Here is a 17,805-nt window from a genome sequence, read left to right as displayed (position 1 = left end):
GTGAAAACGGCCGAGGGCCGCTTTGCCGTCTCGGTCGAGCAACTGCTGAATCAGATGGGTCAGGATGGCTGGGAATACCAGCGGGCCGAGCTGCTGCCCAGCGAAGAACGCTCGGGGCTGACCGGATCGACCACGAACTGGCGCAATGTGCTGGTGTTCCGCCGCGTGGTGGAAGAGGAAGTCGATGCGTCGGTGATCGGAGACGTACCCGAGTTTGACGACACCCCGCTGGCCCAGCCGATCCCCGGCCCCGGTGTGGTGACCGCGCCGAAACCAATTTCGGAAGAAGCGCATGAGCCGCCTTTGTCTTTGAAAAGCCGGGACCAGGTTGACCAGGACACGGACACCGCCGACAACATGAAAGACGCCTGAGACGGATATGGGTTTGACGTGCAGTCACACCTGAAACACGGTGTGGACTGGAGATCGAGCAGCTGGCCCGCGGGCGGGTTTGGCGCTGCGAGTGCGATATGTGCTTATCAACCCAGCGAAATCTGTGGCATGTTAGCCGGATATTCTGGAGGGACATCGAAATGGCTATTCGGCAGACACAAGGGCGGACACGCCTGTATGACAGCATTCTCGACACGGTTGGTGACACGCCCTGCATTCGGGTCAATCGGATCGCGCCGGAGCATGTGACCGTTTATGTGAAATTCGAGGCCTTCAACCCGGCAGGCTCGGTCAAGGACAGGCTGGCGCTGAACATCATCGAGGCCGCGGAACGTGACGGGCGGTTGAAACCCGGACAAACCGTTGTCGAAGCGACATCCGGCAACACCGGGATCGGGCTGGCCATGGTGTGCGCGGCCAAGGGATACCCTCTGGTCGTGACGATGGCCGAGAGCTTCTCGGTCGAGCGGCGCAAGCTGATGCGCTTTCTGGGGGCCAAGGTTGTTCTGACCCCGAAGGCGCAAAAAGGGTTCGGCATGTATACCAAGGCCAAGGAACTGGCCGAGGAAAACGGATGGTTCCTTGCCAGCCAGTTCGAGACCGCAGCCAATGCCGATATTCACGAAAACACGACAGCGCGGGAAATTCTTGCCGATTTCGAAGGGCAACGGCTGGATTATTGGGTGACCGGCTACGGGACTGGCGGCACCGTTTCGGGTGTTTCGCGTGTATTGCGGAAGGAGAGACCCGACACCAGGATTATCCTGACCGAACCGGCAAATGCCGCAATAGTATCATCAGGTTACGTCAACACGCGCAACGCTGACCATCAGCCGACCGAAAGCCACCCCGATTTCGAGCCCCACCCGATTCAGGGCTGGACACCGGATTTCATCCCGTGGGTCCTTCAGGAAGCCATCGACAATTCATACTATGACGAGTTGATCCCCATTCCCGGACCCGAAGGGATCGCGTGGTCGCGCCGGCTTGCCTCGGAAGAGGGGATCTTCACCGGGATTTCGGGCGGATCGACCTTTGCGGTGGCCATGAAGCTGGCCGAATCCGCTCCGGCAGGCTCTGTCATGCTGGTCATGTTGCCGGACACCGGCGAGCGATACTTGTCGACCCCCCTGTTCGAGGGAATCGAAGAGGTCATGACACAAGAGGAATACGCCGTCTCGGCATCAACACCGTCCGCGCAGATGGAGGCGGGCTGACACGCACAGGTCTTCAGACACCGATATCCAGGGCCAGCGCGTGGATGCGGGGCACGATGTCGCCCAGCGCCTTGTGTACCGCACGGTGGCGGGCGACGCGGGATTTGCCTTCGAATGCGCTGGCGCGGATACGGACGTTGAAGTGGCTTTCACCACCTTCCCTGTGGCCTGCATGGCCGCGATGGCTTTCGCTGTCGTCGATCACGTCCAGCTCGCGCGGATCAAAGGCGGCTTGCAGGCGGGTTCGGATTTCGTCGGTCACGCTCATTTTTTTGCTCAGCGGCAAAAATATTGCCGCACCCCTCTTCTACTTTCGGCTGCTTAGATTAAACTGCTGCCTCCGAGTCGAAAAGACGCGTTCTTGAGGATTAGAGCATGGCGAAATCAGACCCCTTCGGATTCGATATGTCCGTTTCCAGCGCCAAAAAGAAGAATCCGCGGGGACGCCGGGGCATGTCGGGTGCGTCCGAAACCTCGGTCCGGATCTGTGATCACGAGGGATGTGACGAGCCGGGAAAATTCCGCGCACCAAAAGCACCGGATGTCCTGGATGATTTTTTCTGGTTCTGCCAGCAACACGTGCGGGAATATAACCAGAAGTGGAATTTCTTTGACGGCACCACCGAGGCCGAGCTGAACGCGCAGCGATCGAAAGACAAGGTTTGGGAGCGCGAGACCAAGCCGATGGGCGACCCCGAAGCACGTGCATGGGCCCGTTTGGGAATCGAGGATCCGCATCAGGTTCTTGGCGCCAACAGCACGCAGAACAAAGGCCGCACCTCGGGTGGTGGTGGACGCCGCCTGCCGCCGACCGAACGCCGTGCGATCGAGATTCTCGAGGCCAAGGACAGCTGGACCAAGGCCGAGGTTCGCAAAGCGTACAAGAAGCTGATCAAAGTGCTGCATCCGGACATGAACGGCGGAGACCGTTCACAGGAAGAGCAGTTGCAGGAAGTTGTCTGGGCCTGGGATCAGATCAAGGACAGCCGGAACTTTAAGTAAGGGGCACGGCTTTGCCTGCTTTACGTTCGCGGCGCGCCCTGCCTGAATGGTTGGGTGCCGCGGATGACACAAGCTGAAACAACTGCGCAAATTCCGTATGGAAACCTGTTTCAATCCCCGCGAAAGTGGTGGAAGATTTGGGACGGAGATTTCCAGGGGTCGGTTTCGTTGCGCACATCCATTTGCCTGTTGCTCGTCTCGGTTAGCGGGCTCATCGTCGCCAGTTTCATTCCGACTGACGCGGATTGGCTGTTCCTTTTGGCGCTGATTTGCGTGATTGCCAGCGCAATCCTGTTCATACGGGCCTGGTTCAGGTGGCGCCGGGCCAATACATGGATCATCGTGGACGGCTCGAACGTCATGCACTGGCGAGATGGCACCCCGGATCTGGTTACGTTGAAGAAGGTCCTTGAGACTTTGAAGCGCGCAGGGTTCAAACCGGGCGTCATGTTCGATGCGAATGTCGGGTACAAAGTCGAAGGCCACTATATGGACGACCGGAAGCTGAGCCGCGCCTTGGGCCTGCGATCCAAGCAGGTCATGGTCGCCCCCAAAGGAACGCCCGCCGACCCGCTGATCTTGCAGGCGGCGCGGGACAGCCAGGCGCGCATCGTCACAAATGACCGGTTTCGGGATTGGGCAGACGAGTTTCCGGATGTGTTGAACGCGGATCGCCTGGTGAAAGGCGGTTTTCAAAAGGGCGAGCTTTGGTTCTCACTCTGAGATAGGATCGGTCCACCTGTTCGGAAAACATGCTTGATACGCCTGTCCGGTGTACCGATAGGGCCAGTTTGCAAGAAAAACATGCGCACCTTTGGACGTGTTCCGCTTTCCCTTGCCCTTGCCGGCAATATGTTGCACCACACACGGGTTCATACCCGGTGAACGGGCCAAAGGATAAGGACTAGGCGCATGGCTGACGGATCGATCGATATCAACGCAAAACCTACCGAGGATATCTCGGTCCGTGACGTGTTCGGCATTGACAGCGACATGGCGGTCAAGGGTTTCGCCGAAGCCACAGACCGGGTGCCAGCCATCGACCCGACCTACAAGTTCGATCCGGAAACCACGCTGGCGATTCTGGCGGGCTTTTCCCATAACCGCCGCGTCATGATTCAGGGCTATCACGGAACCGGCAAATCGACCCATATCGAACAGGTCGCCGCCCGTCTGAACTGGCCCGCCGTCCGGGTGAACCTGGACAGCCATATCAGCCGGATCGACCTGATCGGCAAGGATGCGATCAAACTGCGCGACGGCAAGCAGGTGACCGAGTTCCACGAAGGCATCCTGCCCTGGGCGCTGCGCAACCCCGTGGCTATCGTGTTCGACGAATACGATGCGGGCCGCGCCGACGTGATGTTCGTCATCCAGCGCGTGCTGGAGCATGACGGCAAACTGACCCTGCTGGACCAGAACGAGATCATCACCCCGAACCCCAATTTCCGTCTGTTTGCCACTGCCAACACGGTCGGTCTGGGCGATACCACGGGTCTGTATCACGGCACACAACAGATCAACCAGGCGCAGATGGACCGCTGGTCGCTGGTGTCGACCCTGAACTATCTGAGCCATGACGCCGAGACGATGATCGTGCTGTCGAAGGCGCCGCATTACAACACCGCCGAGGGGCGCAAGACCGTCAGCCAGATGGTCACCGTGGCCGACCTGACCCGGACCGCCTTCATGAATGGCGATCTGTCGACCGTCATGAGCCCGCGGACCGTGATCAACTGGGCGCAAAACGCCGAGATTTTCCGCAACGTGGGCTATGCCTTCCGCCTGTCGTTCCTGAACAAATGCGACGAGCTGGAGCGTCAGACCGTGGCCGAATTCTATCAGCGCTGCTTCGACGAGGAATTGCCGGAAAGCGCTGCGAGTGCGACCCTGGGATAAGCACCCGAATTGCGCCCGTTCCGGGCGCAATGCCTCCGGCGGGGATATTTTTGGCCAGATGAAGTCGGATCCGTTACAGTTTTCCGCGCCGGGCAGGTCATTTTGATGAGGGCTTAAGGACATGGCACAGAAGAACGACAACCCCGCCGATCCGTTCAAGAAGGCCTTGGCCGAGGCCACCAAGGTCATGGCCGATGATCCCGAGTTGTCGGTAACCTATACGGTCGACCCTTCTGGCATGTCGGGCGAATCGATGCGGTTGCCGCAGGTTTCACGCCGGATGACGCGAGAGGAAGTGTTGTTGGCGCGGGGTACTGCGGATGCTTTGGCGTTGCAGCGCAAGTATCATGACGATGCAACCCATGCGCGCTATGCGCCGCCCGGGGATATGGCGCGCGATCTCTATGAAGCGATGGAAACCGCGCGGTGCGAGGCGATGGGCGCGCGCGATATGCCCGGTACGGCCAGCAACATCGACGTCAAGATCGGACATGAAGCGATCCGGCGCGGCTATGACCAGTGCAAGCAGCCTGCCGATGCACCTTTGTCGGTGGCGGCGGGGTATCTGATCCGACATCTGGCCACCGGACGCGATCTGCCCCCTGCCGCTGAGAACATCATGAACCTGTGGCGCGGGTTCATCGAAGAGCAGGCTGGCGGGACACTGGAAAATCTGGACGAGATCCTCTCGGATCAGGCTGAATTCGCCAAATTCGCACGGCAGGTGATCAAGGATCTGGGCTATGGCGACCAGTTGGGGGATGACCCCGATGAGCTGGACGACGAGCAGGAAGATCAGGCCGAAGACGACGCCGAGGAACAGCCCGATCCGGACAGCACCGGTCAGGATGATCAGGACGAGCAGGACGCGGATGCAACCCCTGAGCAAACTCAGGAAGAGCAGCAGGATCAGTCTCAGGCCCAGGTCTCAATGGACGAAATGGCCGAGGACGAGATGGGGGACGAGGCTGAAATGCCGGATGGCGAGGCGCCTCTGGAGCCGCCTGCCCCGCCGCCCGCATCCGAAGCGGACCCGGATTACAAGGTCTATCTGGACACCCATGACGAAGAGATCGCCGCCGAGGATCTGGCCGAACCGGCCGAGCTGGAACGTCTGCGGGCCTATCTGGATCAGCAGCTTGAGCCCTTGAAAGGCGCGGTGAGCCGTTTGGCCAACAAGCTGCAACGCCGCTTGCAGGCGCAGCAGAACCGCAGTTGGGAGTTCGACCGCGAGGAAGGCATTCTGGACGCGGGCCGATTGGCACGTGTGGTCGCGAACCCCACCACTCCGCTGAGTTTCAAGGTCGAAAAAGACACCGAGTTCCGCGACACGGTGGTCACGCTGCTGCTGGACAATTCGGGGTCGATGCGGGGGCGTCCGATCTCGATCGCGGCCATCTGTGCCGATGTTCTGGCCCGGACGCTGGAGCGGTGCAATGTAAAGGTCGAAATTCTGGGCTTTACCACGCGGGCGTGGAAAGGCGGTCAGGCGCGCGAGGCGTGGCTGAACGATGGCCGCCCGCAACAGCCCGGCCGTCTGAACGATTTGCGCCACATCATCTACAAGGGCGCGGACGCCCCTTGGCGTCGTGCGCGGCCCAATCTGGGCCTGATGATGAAAGAGGGCCTGCTGAAAGAAAACATCGATGGCGAGGCGTTGGAATGGGCGCATCGTCGAATGTTGGCGCGGCGCGAACAACGCAAGATCCTGATGGTGATCTCGGACGGCGCGCCGGTCGATGATTCGACGCTGAGCGTGAACCCGGCCAACTATCTGGAAAAACACCTGCGCGACGTGATCGCGATGGTCGAAAAGCGCAAGATGGTCGAACTTTTGGCCATCGGCATCGGACATGACGTGACCCGGTATTACGACCGGGCGGTGACGATTACCGATGTAGAGCAACTGGCCGGTGCGATGACCGAGCAACTGGCAGCTCTGTTTGACAGTGACCCGCGGGCGCGGGCGCGGGTCATGGGGATGAGAAAGGTTGGCTGAGGCTGGTCTTCGGCCCAGCAGGCGTATTCCCCCGAGGGCAACGCGTTTTTTGTTGCTGATCATTGGCCTGTTCAGGCGGGGTGTTCCCGTCTGGACATTTTAAGAAATGCGCCTCAGGGTCACGCACAAATGCTGTGAATGAGGCCGCCCATGTTCCAATCCTTCGAAGTGACCGCCCGCCCGGAACAGGGGCCACCGCGGCTGGCCGCCTTGCGCGAACAGATGGTGCAAGAGGGGCTGGACGGGTTTCTGATCCCGCGGGCGGATGCACATCAGGGAGAATATGTCGCGGCGCGCGATGAACGTCTGGCCTGGCTGACCGGGTTCACGGGCTCGGCCGGATTTTGCGCCGCCCTGCGTGACGTAGCCGGAGTTTTCATCGACGGGCGGTATCGCACCCAGGTCAAGGCACAAGTTGCCGAAGATTTCACCCCGGTCCCCTGGCCCGAGGTAAGCCTGAGCGCCTGGCTGAAACAGCAGTTGCCCAACGGCGGCAAGGTCGGTTTTGATCCGTGGCTGCATGCGGCGGGGCAGATTTCCAGCACTTTGAATGATCTGGATGGATCGGGCATCGAACTGGTGAGATGCAAAAACCTTGTGGACCGGATCTGGGCCGATCAACCCGCACCGCCGATGAACCCGGTCAAGGCGCATCCGATCGAATTTGCCGGGGAAGGTGCGGACAGCAAGATTGCCCGTCTGGCCGACGACCTTCGGCGGGCCGGGCACAAGGCAGCGGTGATCACCCTGCCGGATTCGATCATGTGGCTGTTGAATATCCGTGGGTCGGATATCGCCTATAACCCGGTGACCCACGGCTTTGCCATTCTTCATGCAGGTGGTCAGGTCGATCTGTTCATGGTGGCAGAAAAACTGGCCGGGGTACGGGATCATCTGGGTTCTCAGGTGACTTTACACGCTGTGGGCGATTTTCTGGATGCGGTTGCGGCTCTGGCCGGTCCGGTGCAGGTGGATGCCGCTTCGGTGCCTCAGATCGTGGCGGATGCGCTGGGTGATGCGATGACAGACGGCGGCGATCCCTGCGCCCTGCCCAAAGCCTGCAAGAATGCGTCTGAAATCGCGGGCAGCGCCGAGGCGCATTTGCGCGATGCGGTGGCGGTCATCGAGACATTGTGCTGGCTGGACGAACAGGCCCCGGGCAGCGTGACCGAAACACAGGTTGTTACCCGGCTGGAAGAAAACCGACGTAAGGACAATGCGCTTCAGGACATTTCGTTCGATACCATTGCAGGCACGGGTCCGAACGGCGCGATCATGCATTACCGCGTGACGGACGAGACCGACAGCCGGTTGGAAAACGGCCATATTCTGGTGCTGGACAGTGGCGGGCAGTATCTGGACGGCACCACCGACATCACCCGAACCATCGCCATCGGTGACGTCGGAGCCGAGGAAAAAGCCTGCTTTACCCGGGTGCTGAAGGGCATGATTGCCATGTCGATGCTGCGCTGGCCTGCGGGCCTTGCCGGGCGGGATATCGAATGTGTGGCCCGCGTGCCGTTATGGTCCGCGAGACAGGATTTCAACCATGGCGTCGGACATGGGGTCGGCGCTTATCTGAGCGTGCATGAAGGACCGCAACGGCTGTCCAAAGTCAGCCATGTACCGCTGCAACCCGGCATGATCCTGTCGAATGAGCCGGGATATTACCGGGAAGGCGCCTTTGGCATCCGCATCGAAAACCTTGTGGTGGTGGAAGACGCTCCTCTGCTGCCCGGTGGCGATGCCGAACGCGCGATGCTGAACTGGCGCACGCTGACCTATGTACCGATTGACCGCAGACTGATCATGGTCGATATGTTGACGACCGACGAACGCGACTGGCTGAATGCCTATCATCGCGACGTCGCGGAAAAAATCCGCCCAAGGCTGGGACATGACGCACAACTGTGGTTGGATGCCGCAACTGCTCCGGTCTGACACGGGTCTGTTACATTGAACAGGCAGAGGGGTGGCCCTGATACGACGACGGAAGGAAGAGGAATGGCTGAGATCACGATCCGGAAAGCGCCGGGCAAATGGACTGTCCGCTCGGGCGGTGCGATTCTGGGCGAAACGAACAACGCGCTGGAACTGCTAGAAGGCGAAAAGGATCCGGTGATCTATTTCCCGCGCAACGATATTGCGATGGCATTTCTGGATCGGACCGACAAGGTGACCCACTGCCCCGGAAAGGGCGAGGCGACGCATTTTTCCATCGTCAACAAGTCATCCGTGACCGACAACGCGGTCTGGAGCTATGAGGATCCGATTCAGGCGGTGGCCGAGATCAAGGACCATCTGGCATTCTACCCGGTTGAATCGGTGAAAGTGGAGCAGATTTAACGCCAGCCCCCGCGCCCACCTCACGCAGCTGTGGCATGCACGTGAACGGCATTTGCGGCACACTTTCTCCGGGGTAACACCGGAGGCTTCCATGTCGATGTCACGTCGCGGTTTTGCTGGGATGATCGGGGCTGGTGCACTTGCGCCCGGCGTGCTGTGGGCGCAGCAGGATCCGGTTCTGGACGCGTTGCGCAGCACGCTGAGCGGGCGTCGGACCGCGTTTGAGGCGCAGATGGCGTATCTGAAGGACCGTGGCCAGCCGGATGTTGTGGCCGGGTTGCTGACCGCGATGCGCTATGCCGACAGGCGACGGGATGAGATTGTCGATGTGATGGAGGCCCTGACCGGGCAGCGCCATGGCAATGACTGGTTCGAGTGGATGCTGTGGCAGGAACGAAACCCGCAGATTGTCCCTCATCCGTCGCTGATCCCGTTCAAGCGCGAGGTTCTTCTGGGCATCGACCCGAATTTCGACCTGTTCCTGCGGCCCGAATATCTGCAACGCGACAAGATGAAGATCCGCCTGGAAGAGATCGCCTGGGGCGGTGTGCACAAGAATGGCATTCCGTCCCTGGATAATCCCACCCTGATCTCTGCTTCGAATGCGGGGTATCTGAAGGGCGATGATCTGGTGTTCGGCGTGGCCATCAACGGGGATGAGCGCGCCTATCCCCTGCGGATCATGGGCTGGCACGAGATGTTCAACGAGGTGATCGGCGGTGTGCCCGTGGCGCTGGCCTATTGCACGCTCTGCGGGTCGGGCATCCTGTTTGAAACCCAGGTGGCGGGGCGGCGAAAACCGTTCATTTTCGGGTCGTCAGGTTTCCTCTATCGCTCGAACAAGCTGATGTTTGACCGAGAAACGCATTCGCTGTGGAACCAGTATACCGGCAAGCCTGTTGTGGGGCCTTTGGTGAACAGTGGCATCACGTTGAAACAGCGCCCGGTGGTGATCACGACATGGGACAGCTGGAGGACCTCGCATCCCAAAACCCGTGTTCTGTCGCTGAACACCGGGCATCGGCGCAATTACGGATCAGGGGTGGTTTATCGCGACTATTTCGCCTCGAGCGAATTGATGTTCCCGGCGGTTGTGGATCAATCCCGGCATCGGCAGAAGGATTACATCTTTGCCGTGCGCCAGTTTGGTGCTGCCCGCGCCTGGCCTCTGGATGCGTTCAAGGGCGAACCGGTGATCAACGATGCAATCGGTCGGACACCTCTGGTTCTGATTGGCGATCCCAAAGAGCGCAGCGTGCGGGCCTATGAGCGAAAAACTCATGTGTTCCGGGCGACGCAAGGCGGGTTGCAGGATAGCGCGGGGAACGGTTGGACCGTCACGGAAGAAGCTTTGATCGGGCCGGATGGGACACGTTTGCCACGAGTCGCCGGGCATGTTTCCTATTGGTTTGCGTGGGACAATTATCTGGGCGACGCAGCCAGCGTGTATGGTGAGTGAAACTCAGGAATGCTCTTCGGCAGCAGTGGCCGCAAGCGCCCTGTTATATGCCTTGAGCGCATCGACGTGATAGAGCGCGCCAACCGGTGTTTCAGAGCCGTCTTTTTCCAGAATGACAACCGGAATGCAGGGGATGTCGTCACGGTCAAAATAGGGCATGGCGGCTTCCAGCGTGGCACTGGCCTGAATGCACAGGCCCTGGTCGATCAGTCGCTGCGCCTCTTCCTTCGTGATCGACCGCGGATCCCCAAGCGGGCGCATCACGGCTCCGGCGCGAAGCATTGCCAGCAGATAAGCCTGCGGCCCCGCGGCCAGGTGGACATCGCGGCGTTCCAGCTGGGTCAGGAAGAACGACCGGTCCACAAGGCGCGACGCCAATGCGGTGGATATGGATACAGTCACCATCACGGCAAGGCCGATCTGCCAGTCTCCGGTCAGTTCAAAGACGATCAGAGTGGTCGAGATCGGGGCACCCAGAACGGCAGCAGCCACCGCGCCCATTCCGGCAAAGGCATAAAGCGTATGCGTGCCCGACACATCCGGCAGCAGCCCAGTGGCGATCAGTCCGAACGCCAGCCCGGTCAGCGCGCCGATCATCAGGGACGGTGAAAACACCCCACCCCCCATGCGCCCGCCCATGGTGATCGCCACGGCGATTGTCTTGGTCACCGCAAAAAGGATCGCGGTCGTCAGAACCAGATCACCGGTCAGGGCGCGGATCGTGGTCTGGTACCCGACACCGATGATATGCGGGAACCAGATCGCCATCAGCCCCAGCATCGCGCCGGACACGGCCGGGCGCAGCCAGCCCGGAATGGACAGGCGGTTCTGGATATGGCTGCCGATATCTTCAGCAAAGAAGATCGATCGCATCAGCAGCAGCGCGACAAAGCCGCAGATCAGGCCGAGGATCAGGAAGGCGGGAAGTTCGACATAAAATTGCAGCGATCCGGGCGTTTCCAGCGTGAACTCGGTAACGTCGCCATATTCCAACCGGTTGATCACCGTTCCGGCGACCGAGGCGATGACGATCGGGGCAAAGGCATGCACGGCGAAGTGGCGCAGCACGACCTCGAGCGCGAACAGGGCCCCGGCGATGGGGGCGTTGAAGCTGGCTGATACGGCGGCGGCGACAGCACAGCCCAGCAAGTCGCGGCCCGTGATCCCGTCGGCATGGATGCGGTTGCTGACCCAGGTGGAAATCACCCCGGCCATATGCACCACGGGGCCTTCGCGGCCCGTTGACCCACCCGAACTGAGCGTGATCAGCGAGGCAAAGAACGAGGCAATTCCGGCCTTGACCTCGACCCGCCCGTCGGTGATGGCGGATCCTTCGATCACATCAGCGACAGACCTGACGCGCCCGTCACTGGTGAACCGGTTCAGGATCACGCCCACGACCAGCCCACCGATGATCGGGATGATCAGGATCATGAACCACGGCAGTTTCTCGGCATGGCTGTGCAGCAGCAGAACGTCGTCGGTGTCGTAGAGATAGGCCTGCAACGCGCGGATGGCCTTGCGGAACCCAAGCGCCATGAATCCGGCAGCGATCCCGATGGCCAGCGCAATGAACCAGAACTGGATCTGGCTTGGCCCCCGGCGCAGCATCACCCGCCACGCATCCTTGATCGCGGCCAGAGCCTGATTGAACTGGTTGCGCAGAACGGTGCGGGTCGATTGGGTCATTGGCCCTCGGGGATCATCACTTAACCCTTAGTAAGCCACGGAGCGCCCATATAAAAGTGAGATAGCGACAGTGTGAGCACCTATTCACGCCATCGCCGCGTCAGGCCTGCAACAAAGCCCGGGCGGCGGCACGGGCTTCTTCGGTGATGGTATCACCTGCCACCATGCGCGCGATCTCGTCCACCCGATCCGGTTCGGCCAGAGGAATGACGGTGGACAGGGTTTGTCCGTTGGTGACCTGTTTCTGCACCCGCCAGTGATGCGCCGCCCGCGCGGCGACCTGAGGGGAATGGGTGACAACCAGAACCTGCCCGCCCTGCGCCAATGACGCCAACCTGCGTCCGACGGCATCAGCGGTTGCCCCACCGACACCGCGATCAATCTCGTCAAAGATCATCGTCCGGGCACTGTCATCCCCCGACAGGCAGACCTTGAGGGCCAGCAGGAAGCGGCTGAGCTCACCCCCTGAGGCGATCTTGTTCAGCGGCCCCGCCGGCGCACCGGGGTTGGTGGCCACGGTGAAGGCCACCGCGTCGGTGCCTTCCGGGCCGGGTTCAGCCGGGGTGATCTCGGTCTGGAACACGGCACGTTCCATCTTGAGCGGGGCCAGTTCCGCCATGACGGCCGCGTCCAGCCGCCCGGCGGCGGACTTGCGCGCGGCGCTGAGGTCGGCTGCGGCGGCGTCATAGGCCTGTTGCGCCGCGTCCACGGCGGCACGCCTGTCTGCCAGGTCGGCATCCCCTGCCTCCAGCCGGTTCAACCGGTCACGCAGAGTGTCGGCAAACGTTCCCAGATCATCCGGAGCCACGTCATGCTTGCGGGCCTGCGCACGGATGGCAAACAGGCGTTCCTCGGCCTGTTCCAGTTCTGCCGGATTGAAGTCCAGCGCCTGAAGGCAGGCATTCACGCCATCCTGCGCTTCGCCCAACTCGATCATCGCGCGCCCGAGCGCTGCAATCGGTTCTTCCAACCGGCCGCCCGCATTATCCGAAACACCTTCCAGCCAGCGCATGGCGTCGGACATGGCCCCTTCCGCCCCATCCCCGGACAACAGGGCAAAGGCACGCGCAACATCGTCACGGATACGCTCGGCCCCTTGCATCATGCGGCGGCGGGCATCCAGCTCGGCATCCTCACCGGGCTGCGGGTCAAGCTGGTCAAGCTCGGCGACCGCGTGACGCAGGAATTCTTCCTCGCTGCGGACCGCAGCCAGAGCGGCCTCGGTCTCCGCCAGCGCCTTGCGGGTACGGGACATCGCGGCCCAGGCGGTTCGCACGTTTGTCAGCTGCTCCGTGACCTGTGCGAATTCGTCCAGCATCGCCCGATGACCACGTGGGTTCAGCAAACCGCGGTCATCATGCTGTCCGTGCAGTTCGATCAGGGTCTCGGACAGCGCCCGCAGAACTTCGCCCGAGCAGCGGCGGTCATTGACCCAGGCGGTCTTGCGCCCCTCGGCCGTGTTGACGCGGCGCAGGATCAATTCCCGGCCACCGGGCAGACCGGCTTCGGCCAGAATCGCATGTGCAGGATGATCGGCAGAGAGTTCGAATTCGGCGACGACCTCACCCTGCGCGGCCCCCTGCCGCACCAGTTCCGCGCGCCCGCGCCAGCCCAACACGAAGCCAAGCGAATCCAGCAGAATCGATTTGCCCGCACCGGTCTCGCCGGTCAAGGCGTTCAAGCCCGGCTGAAAGCTCAGTTCCAGCCGGTCGATGATCAGCATATCGCGGATATCAAGGGCGCGCAGCATGTGGTCTTCAGCGTCCCGGACCAAAGGCCATCGCGATTACAACCATTCACCTTTGATGGTCTGACGATAAATCGTGCTGAGCCAGTTGTTACCGCGGCTCTTGAGATCAAGCCCGCGAGAGGTCAGCAGTTTGTACGCATCGTCATACCATTCCGAGGACTGGTAGTTGTAGCCAAGAATGGCACCTGCGGTCTGCGCCTCGTCCAGCAGGCCAAGCGACAGATAGGCCTCGACCAGACGATACAGCGCTTCGGCGGTGTGGGATGTGGTCTGAAAGTCCTCGACCACAACTCGGAACCGGTTGATCGCCGCAACATAGTGATCCTGACGCAGGTAGTAGCGCCCGATCTCCATTTCCTTGCCCGCCAGATGGTCGAAGGCCAGATCGAACTTCAGAACCGCCGATGTGGCGTATTCGCTGTCGGGATAGACCTCGATAACGGTCCGCAGCGATTGCAGCGCCTGGAAGGTCAGGCCCTGGTCGCGCCCGACTTCGTCAATCTGGTCGTAGTAGCTGAGCGCCAGCAGATACTGTGCATAGGCGGCATCTTCATCCGTCGGATAGAAGTCAATATAACGCTGCGCCGCCGCGCGGCTTTCTTCGTAATTCTGGTCCGAATGGAACGAAAACGCCTGCATGATCAGCGCGCGCTTGGCCCAGTCCGAATACGGATACAAACGTTCGACTTCCGAGAAATACCACGCCGCGTCATCCGAGCGATTCTGCGACAGTTCGTATTCACCTCGGGTGTAGATCTGTTCCGGCGTGAACCCTTCCAGATTCTGTTCACGGTCCGCGCCCTTGCGACCAAAAAGGCCGCCGGCGTTGCCGCATGCCGTCAAAACTGCTGCCAGAAGAATCGCACCCGCGAGTCTGACTGCCGCTTTGCTGCCAACCATACCGCCCATCCTTGTCGTCTTGCTTAATGGGGTTTGCCCCGATTTGAGCCATGGTCTAGCACAGAAAATTCCGGTGCAAAACGCCTTATGCGACTTCCGGCGCAAATGTCGTCAGAGTTGATCTGATCAGGCCACTTCGGGAATTTCGTTGACGACAAGCCCCTGCCCCGGCAGGCGCGCGGCCTGTTCCGGTGTGCACAGTACCGGACGCACGGCGCCCGGCGTTTCGAACAGGTTGCGCAGTAAAGTGTTGGTCAGCGAATGACCCGACTTGTTTCCGGTGAAGTGACCCAAAATCGGCCCACCAGCCAGATAGAGATCACCCAGGGCATCCAGCATCTTGTGGCGCACTGCCTCGTCAACCCGGCGGAAACCGCCCGGTGTCAGAACTTCGACGCCCTGAACGACCACGGCGTTTTCAAGCGTGCCGCCCAAAGCCAACCCGTTTTCGCGCATCGCCTCGACATCCGTGCGCCGGCAGAACGTGCGACAATCGCTGAGTTCGCGCGCGAAGGAACCGTTGCGCATGTCCAGCGTTTTGCTTTGGCTGCCGATGGCACCGTCTTCGAAATCGATATGGAAGTCGATGATCAGCCCGTCAGCGGGCGCAATGCTGGCGCTGGCCCCTTCGCGGGATGCGGTGACGGTTTTCAGAACTTCATAGGCCAATACCGGGCTGGCCTGACGGCGCACACCCCTGGCCATGATACCACGCACGAAATCAATCGAGGAGCCGTCCATGATCGGAACTTCGGGACCGTCGATCTCGACAAGTGCGTTATGCACGCCACACCCGGCCAGAGCAGCCATGATATGTTCGACGGTGGAAACCGAAACGCCGGCATCATTCACCAGACGTGTACACAGCGGGGTCCGTTCAACCGCATAGTAGATCGCCGGGATCATCGCGTCGCCCAGTTGAATATCCGTCCGCTTGAACCAGATGCCATGACCCGCTGCCGCCGGTTTCAGGACCATGGTCGCCGGCTTGCCGCTGTGCAGCCCGATGCCTGTAAACGTGACCGGAGATTTGAGCGTATGTTGCAAAATAGGCCTCGGTGAGTAGTGTCCAGCCTGCTTGGGCCGTGTTGGACACTGAGTTAAGGAAGCCCGCGTCAAGGCTCAACTCACTCTTTGCAACCGATTGAAACATGGATGTAACAGATCGGCAAAACCCTGCTCACATACTTGCAAGCCACTGTTAAAAAACAATTAAGGGCCGCCAAATGGCAGCCCTTTGAGTGGATTTTGTTACCGCGATCAGTTGGCTTGACGGCGCAGAAAGGCCGGAATTTCGATACGGTCCTGATCCGGATCGGCCTCTTCCTGAATCGGCGCGGTAGCCTCGGACTGTCGCAAAACGGGTTGCTGCCGCGGCGGTTGAGCCGGTGTGTCAGAGGCGTGGCCGGTCATCCGGTCGATCAGGCGATTGAAGCCAAACCGCGAGCGCTCTTCGGGTTCCGGCTGCGAGACTGCTTCGGGTTGGCGGAGCGCCGCCGGTCGCTGCGACGTCGACGGGACCTTCTGCACAGCGGCCTGCAAACGCTGCAATGCTTCGGGAGACGGGGTGCCGGCAGCATGCCCGCGCGGTGCCACGAATGCCTCGGGCGCGGGCTCAACATGCTCGGGCTGCGGTTCGAATTCGGCCACACGCGGTTGATAAGCGGGTGGCGGCAGGCCGTCATCGTCACGCTCGACGCGCGGCTGGAATTGTGGCTGCGCCGGCTCTTCCGCGGCTTCGAACAGCGAAGGTTCGCGGTTTTCTTCCGGCTGCGGGGCAGGCTCTGCTGTGTCGGCAGCTACGTGCGCTTCTTCCTGAATATGCTCTTCAGCCGAAACCGTGCGGGTCAGCGGTTCGGACATCGAACGGCGTGCCACAGGGACTTCAGTCGTTTTTTCGCTGGCGTCGATGCCGGTCGCAACAACCGACACGCGCATTCCGCCTTCCATGGCGGTATCCAGTGTCGAGCCGACGATGATATTGGCCTCGGGGTCCACTTCCTCGCGGATACGGTTGGCGGCTTCGTCCAGCTCGAACAGGGTCAGGTCGTGCGAACCGGTGATGTTGATCAGAACGCCCTTGGCGCCCTTGAGGCTGATTTCGTCCAGCAGCGGGTTTGCAATGGCCTTTTCCGCCGCCTGGATGGCGCGGTCTTCGCCTGTTGCCTCGCCGGTGCCCATCATTGCTTTGCCCATCTCGTCCATTACGGCGCGAACGTCCGCAAAGTCGAGGTTGATCAGGCCGGGGCGCACCATCAGGTCGGTCACGCCTTTGACGCCCTGATACAGAACGTCGTCAGCCATCGAGAACGCCTCGGTAAAGGTGGTCTTTTCATTGGCCAGACGGAACAGGTTCTGGTTCGGGATGATGATCAGCGTATCGACAACCTGTTGCAGCGCCTCGACGCCATCTTCAGCCTGACGCATCCGCTTGGCACCTTCGAACTGGAAGGGCTTTGTGACGACACCGACGGTCAAAACACCCAGTTCGCGGGCGGCCTGCGCGATGATCGGAGCAGCCCCCGTTCCGGTACCGCCGCCCATACCGGCGGTGATAAAGCACATATGCGCGCCGGCAAGGTGGTCCACAATCTGTTCGATGCTTTCCTCGGCGGCGGCCGCGCCTACGGTCGGGCGAGCCCCTGCCCCCAGACCTTCGGTAACTTTCACGCCCAGTTGCACCCGCGCCGAAGACTGGCTTTGTTGCAGTGCCTGTGCGTCGGTGTTGGCGACCACGAAATCAACGCCGTCCAACTGTTTTTCAATCATGTTGTTGACGGCGTTCCCGCCCGCACCGCCAACGCCAAATACTGTAATCCGAGGCTTCAGTTCGTCGTGCCCGGGCATCGAAAGATTCAATGTCATGCTCTGTCCGCCTGTATTTATGTCCCGCCAAAGCGGTGTTTTTCTTACCTATCCTTGTTCGATTCTAGCGGCCTGATGCCAAAAGGTCACGTCAAAAATCGCGTTTTCCCACAAAATATGGAGGAAATAAGGCAGAAACCGGCGGCATTTCGCAGGTCACGCCAGATATAGCGGAAACAACGGCGACCATCACTAGACAACCGACATGAACGCGAGGACACATTGTCATCACGCTCTGATCGACCGTCATCTACACTGCGGAAAACTGCTCAGGTCCTGCCGCGAG

At 60.7% G+C, this 17,805-nt stretch carries 15 protein-coding genes; 9 read left to right on the top strand and 6 right to left on the bottom strand.

From position 1 onward, the window contains the following. Together AC2FNN_RS18800 and AC2FNN_RS18795 are read left to right on the top strand one after the other, a co-directional pair. Positions 1–372, top strand: a 372-nt coding sequence (locus AC2FNN_RS18800) for a DUF4177 domain-containing protein (protein WP_496759978.1), incomplete at its 5' end; no start/stop codon positions are given. A gap of 161 nt (positions 373–533) precedes the next feature. Continuing rightward, a complete protein-coding gene (locus AC2FNN_RS18795; protein ID WP_496759977.1) occupies positions 534–1,610 on the top strand; it encodes a PLP-dependent cysteine synthase family protein in 1,077 nt (358 codons plus the stop codon). A gap of 13 nt (positions 1,611–1,623) precedes the next feature. On the opposite strand, the gene AC2FNN_RS18790 is transcribed toward AC2FNN_RS18795, so the two are convergent. After that, a complete protein-coding gene (locus tag AC2FNN_RS18790) occupies positions 1,624–1,878 on the bottom strand; it encodes a BolA family protein (protein WP_496759976.1) in 255 nt (84 codons plus the stop codon). A 107-nt stretch (positions 1,879–1,985) separates the two neighbouring features. Here AC2FNN_RS18790 and AC2FNN_RS18785 point away from each other — a divergent pair, with 107 nt between their 5' ends. The 7 genes from AC2FNN_RS18785 to AC2FNN_RS18755 all read left to right on the top strand — a co-directional run bounded on the left by AC2FNN_RS18785 (position 1,986) and on the right by AC2FNN_RS18755 (position 10,315). Then, positions 1,986–2,612 carry a J domain-containing protein gene (locus AC2FNN_RS18785; protein WP_496759975.1) on the top strand — a complete coding sequence of 209 codons (627 nt, stop codon included), beginning with the start codon at positions 1,986–1,988 and terminating at the stop codon, positions 2,610–2,612. Positions 2,613–2,675: 63 nt separating this feature from the next. Next, positions 2,676–3,335, top strand: coding sequence for an NYN domain-containing protein (locus AC2FNN_RS18780; protein WP_496759974.1), 660 nt, complete (start codon positions 2,676–2,678; stop codon positions 3,333–3,335). Between the two features lie 189 nt (positions 3,336–3,524). Next, entirely contained in the window at positions 3,525–4,511 is a 987-nt protein-coding gene (cobS, locus tag AC2FNN_RS18775; RefSeq protein ID WP_496759973.1) for a cobaltochelatase subunit CobS, read from the top strand. 121 nt (positions 4,512–4,632) lie between these two features. Beyond that, positions 4,633–6,510: a cobaltochelatase subunit CobT gene (cobT, locus tag AC2FNN_RS18770; protein WP_496759972.1), complete on the top strand. Its 1,878-nt coding sequence runs from the start codon at positions 4,633–4,635 to the stop codon at positions 6,508–6,510. A 150-nt stretch (positions 6,511–6,660) separates the two neighbouring features. Then, positions 6,661–8,451, top strand: coding sequence for an aminopeptidase P family protein (locus AC2FNN_RS18765; protein WP_496759971.1), 1,791 nt, complete (start codon positions 6,661–6,663; stop codon positions 8,449–8,451). A gap of 63 nt (positions 8,452–8,514) precedes the next feature. Beyond that, positions 8,515–8,856 (top strand): DUF427 domain-containing protein, encoded by a 342-nt coding sequence (locus AC2FNN_RS18760; RefSeq protein WP_209832537.1) that lies wholly within the window; start codon positions 8,515–8,517, stop codon positions 8,854–8,856. A 91-nt stretch (positions 8,857–8,947) separates the two neighbouring features. Then, entirely contained in the window at positions 8,948–10,315 is a 1,368-nt protein-coding gene (locus AC2FNN_RS18755; RefSeq protein ID WP_496759970.1) for a DUF3179 domain-containing protein, read from the top strand. A gap of 3 nt (positions 10,316–10,318) precedes the next feature. Here the strand turns inward: AC2FNN_RS18755 and AC2FNN_RS18750 are convergent, their stop codons facing one another. From AC2FNN_RS18750 to ftsZ, 5 genes are all read right to left on the bottom strand, one after another. Continuing rightward, positions 10,319–12,004, bottom strand: coding sequence for a chloride channel protein (locus AC2FNN_RS18750; RefSeq protein ID WP_496759969.1), 1,686 nt, complete (start codon positions 12,002–12,004; stop codon positions 10,319–10,321). A 100-nt stretch (positions 12,005–12,104) separates the two neighbouring features. Next, positions 12,105–13,754, bottom strand: coding sequence for a DNA repair protein RecN (gene recN / locus AC2FNN_RS18745; RefSeq protein WP_496759968.1), 1,650 nt, complete (start codon positions 13,752–13,754; stop codon positions 12,105–12,107). 36 nt (positions 13,755–13,790) lie between these two features. Then, on the bottom strand, positions 13,791–14,654 hold the full coding sequence (locus AC2FNN_RS18740; protein WP_171631018.1) for an outer membrane protein assembly factor BamD: 864 nt from the start codon (positions 14,652–14,654) through the stop codon (positions 13,791–13,793). 126 nt (positions 14,655–14,780) lie between these two features. Beyond that, entirely contained in the window at positions 14,781–15,701 is a 921-nt protein-coding gene (lpxC, locus tag AC2FNN_RS18735) for a UDP-3-O-acyl-N-acetylglucosamine deacetylase (RefSeq protein WP_496759967.1), read from the bottom strand. A gap of 213 nt (positions 15,702–15,914) precedes the next feature. After that, positions 15,915–17,519 carry a cell division protein FtsZ gene (gene ftsZ / locus AC2FNN_RS18730; RefSeq protein ID WP_496759966.1) on the bottom strand — a complete coding sequence of 535 codons (1,605 nt, stop codon included), beginning with the start codon at positions 17,517–17,519 and terminating at the stop codon, positions 15,915–15,917. Positions 17,520–17,805 lie beyond the last annotated feature (286 nt).

The organism is Ruegeria sp. BHSA118, assembly GCF_059613405.1.
This window is presented reverse-complemented; position numbering and strand designations above follow the sequence as displayed.

What these genes read in the sequence shown, in the direction of transcription:
- AC2FNN_RS18795 (WP_496759977.1), top strand. Translation starts at nt 534, where the DNA reads ATGGCTATTCGGCAGACACAAGGGCGGACACGCCTGTATGACAGCATT.
- AC2FNN_RS18790 (WP_496759976.1), bottom strand. Translation starts at nt 1,878, where the DNA reads ATGAGCGTGACCGACGAAATCCGAACCCGCCTGCAAGCCGCCTTTGAT.
- AC2FNN_RS18785 (WP_496759975.1), top strand. Translation starts at nt 1,986, where the DNA reads ATGGCGAAATCAGACCCCTTCGGATTCGATATGTCCGTTTCCAGCGCC.
- AC2FNN_RS18780 (WP_496759974.1), top strand. Translation starts at nt 2,676, where the DNA reads ATGACACAAGCTGAAACAACTGCGCAAATTCCGTATGGAAACCTGTTT.
- cobS (WP_496759973.1), top strand. Translation starts at nt 3,525, where the DNA reads ATGGCTGACGGATCGATCGATATCAACGCAAAACCTACCGAGGATATC.
- cobT (WP_496759972.1), top strand. Translation starts at nt 4,633, where the DNA reads ATGGCACAGAAGAACGACAACCCCGCCGATCCGTTCAAGAAGGCCTTG.
- AC2FNN_RS18765 (WP_496759971.1), top strand. Translation starts at nt 6,661, where the DNA reads ATGTTCCAATCCTTCGAAGTGACCGCCCGCCCGGAACAGGGGCCACCG.
- AC2FNN_RS18760 (WP_209832537.1), top strand. Translation starts at nt 8,515, where the DNA reads ATGGCTGAGATCACGATCCGGAAAGCGCCGGGCAAATGGACTGTCCGC.
- AC2FNN_RS18755 (WP_496759970.1), top strand. Translation starts at nt 8,948, where the DNA reads ATGTCGATGTCACGTCGCGGTTTTGCTGGGATGATCGGGGCTGGTGCA.
- AC2FNN_RS18750 (WP_496759969.1), bottom strand. Translation starts at nt 12,004, where the DNA reads ATGACCCAATCGACCCGCACCGTTCTGCGCAACCAGTTCAATCAGGCT.
- recN (WP_496759968.1), bottom strand. Translation starts at nt 13,754, where the DNA reads ATGCTGCGCGCCCTTGATATCCGCGATATGCTGATCATCGACCGGCTG.
- AC2FNN_RS18740 (WP_171631018.1), bottom strand. Translation starts at nt 14,654, where the DNA reads ATGGTTGGCAGCAAAGCGGCAGTCAGACTCGCGGGTGCGATTCTTCTG.
- ftsZ (WP_496759966.1), bottom strand. Translation starts at nt 17,519, where the DNA reads ATGACATTGAATCTTTCGATGCCCGGGCACGACGAACTGAAGCCTCGG.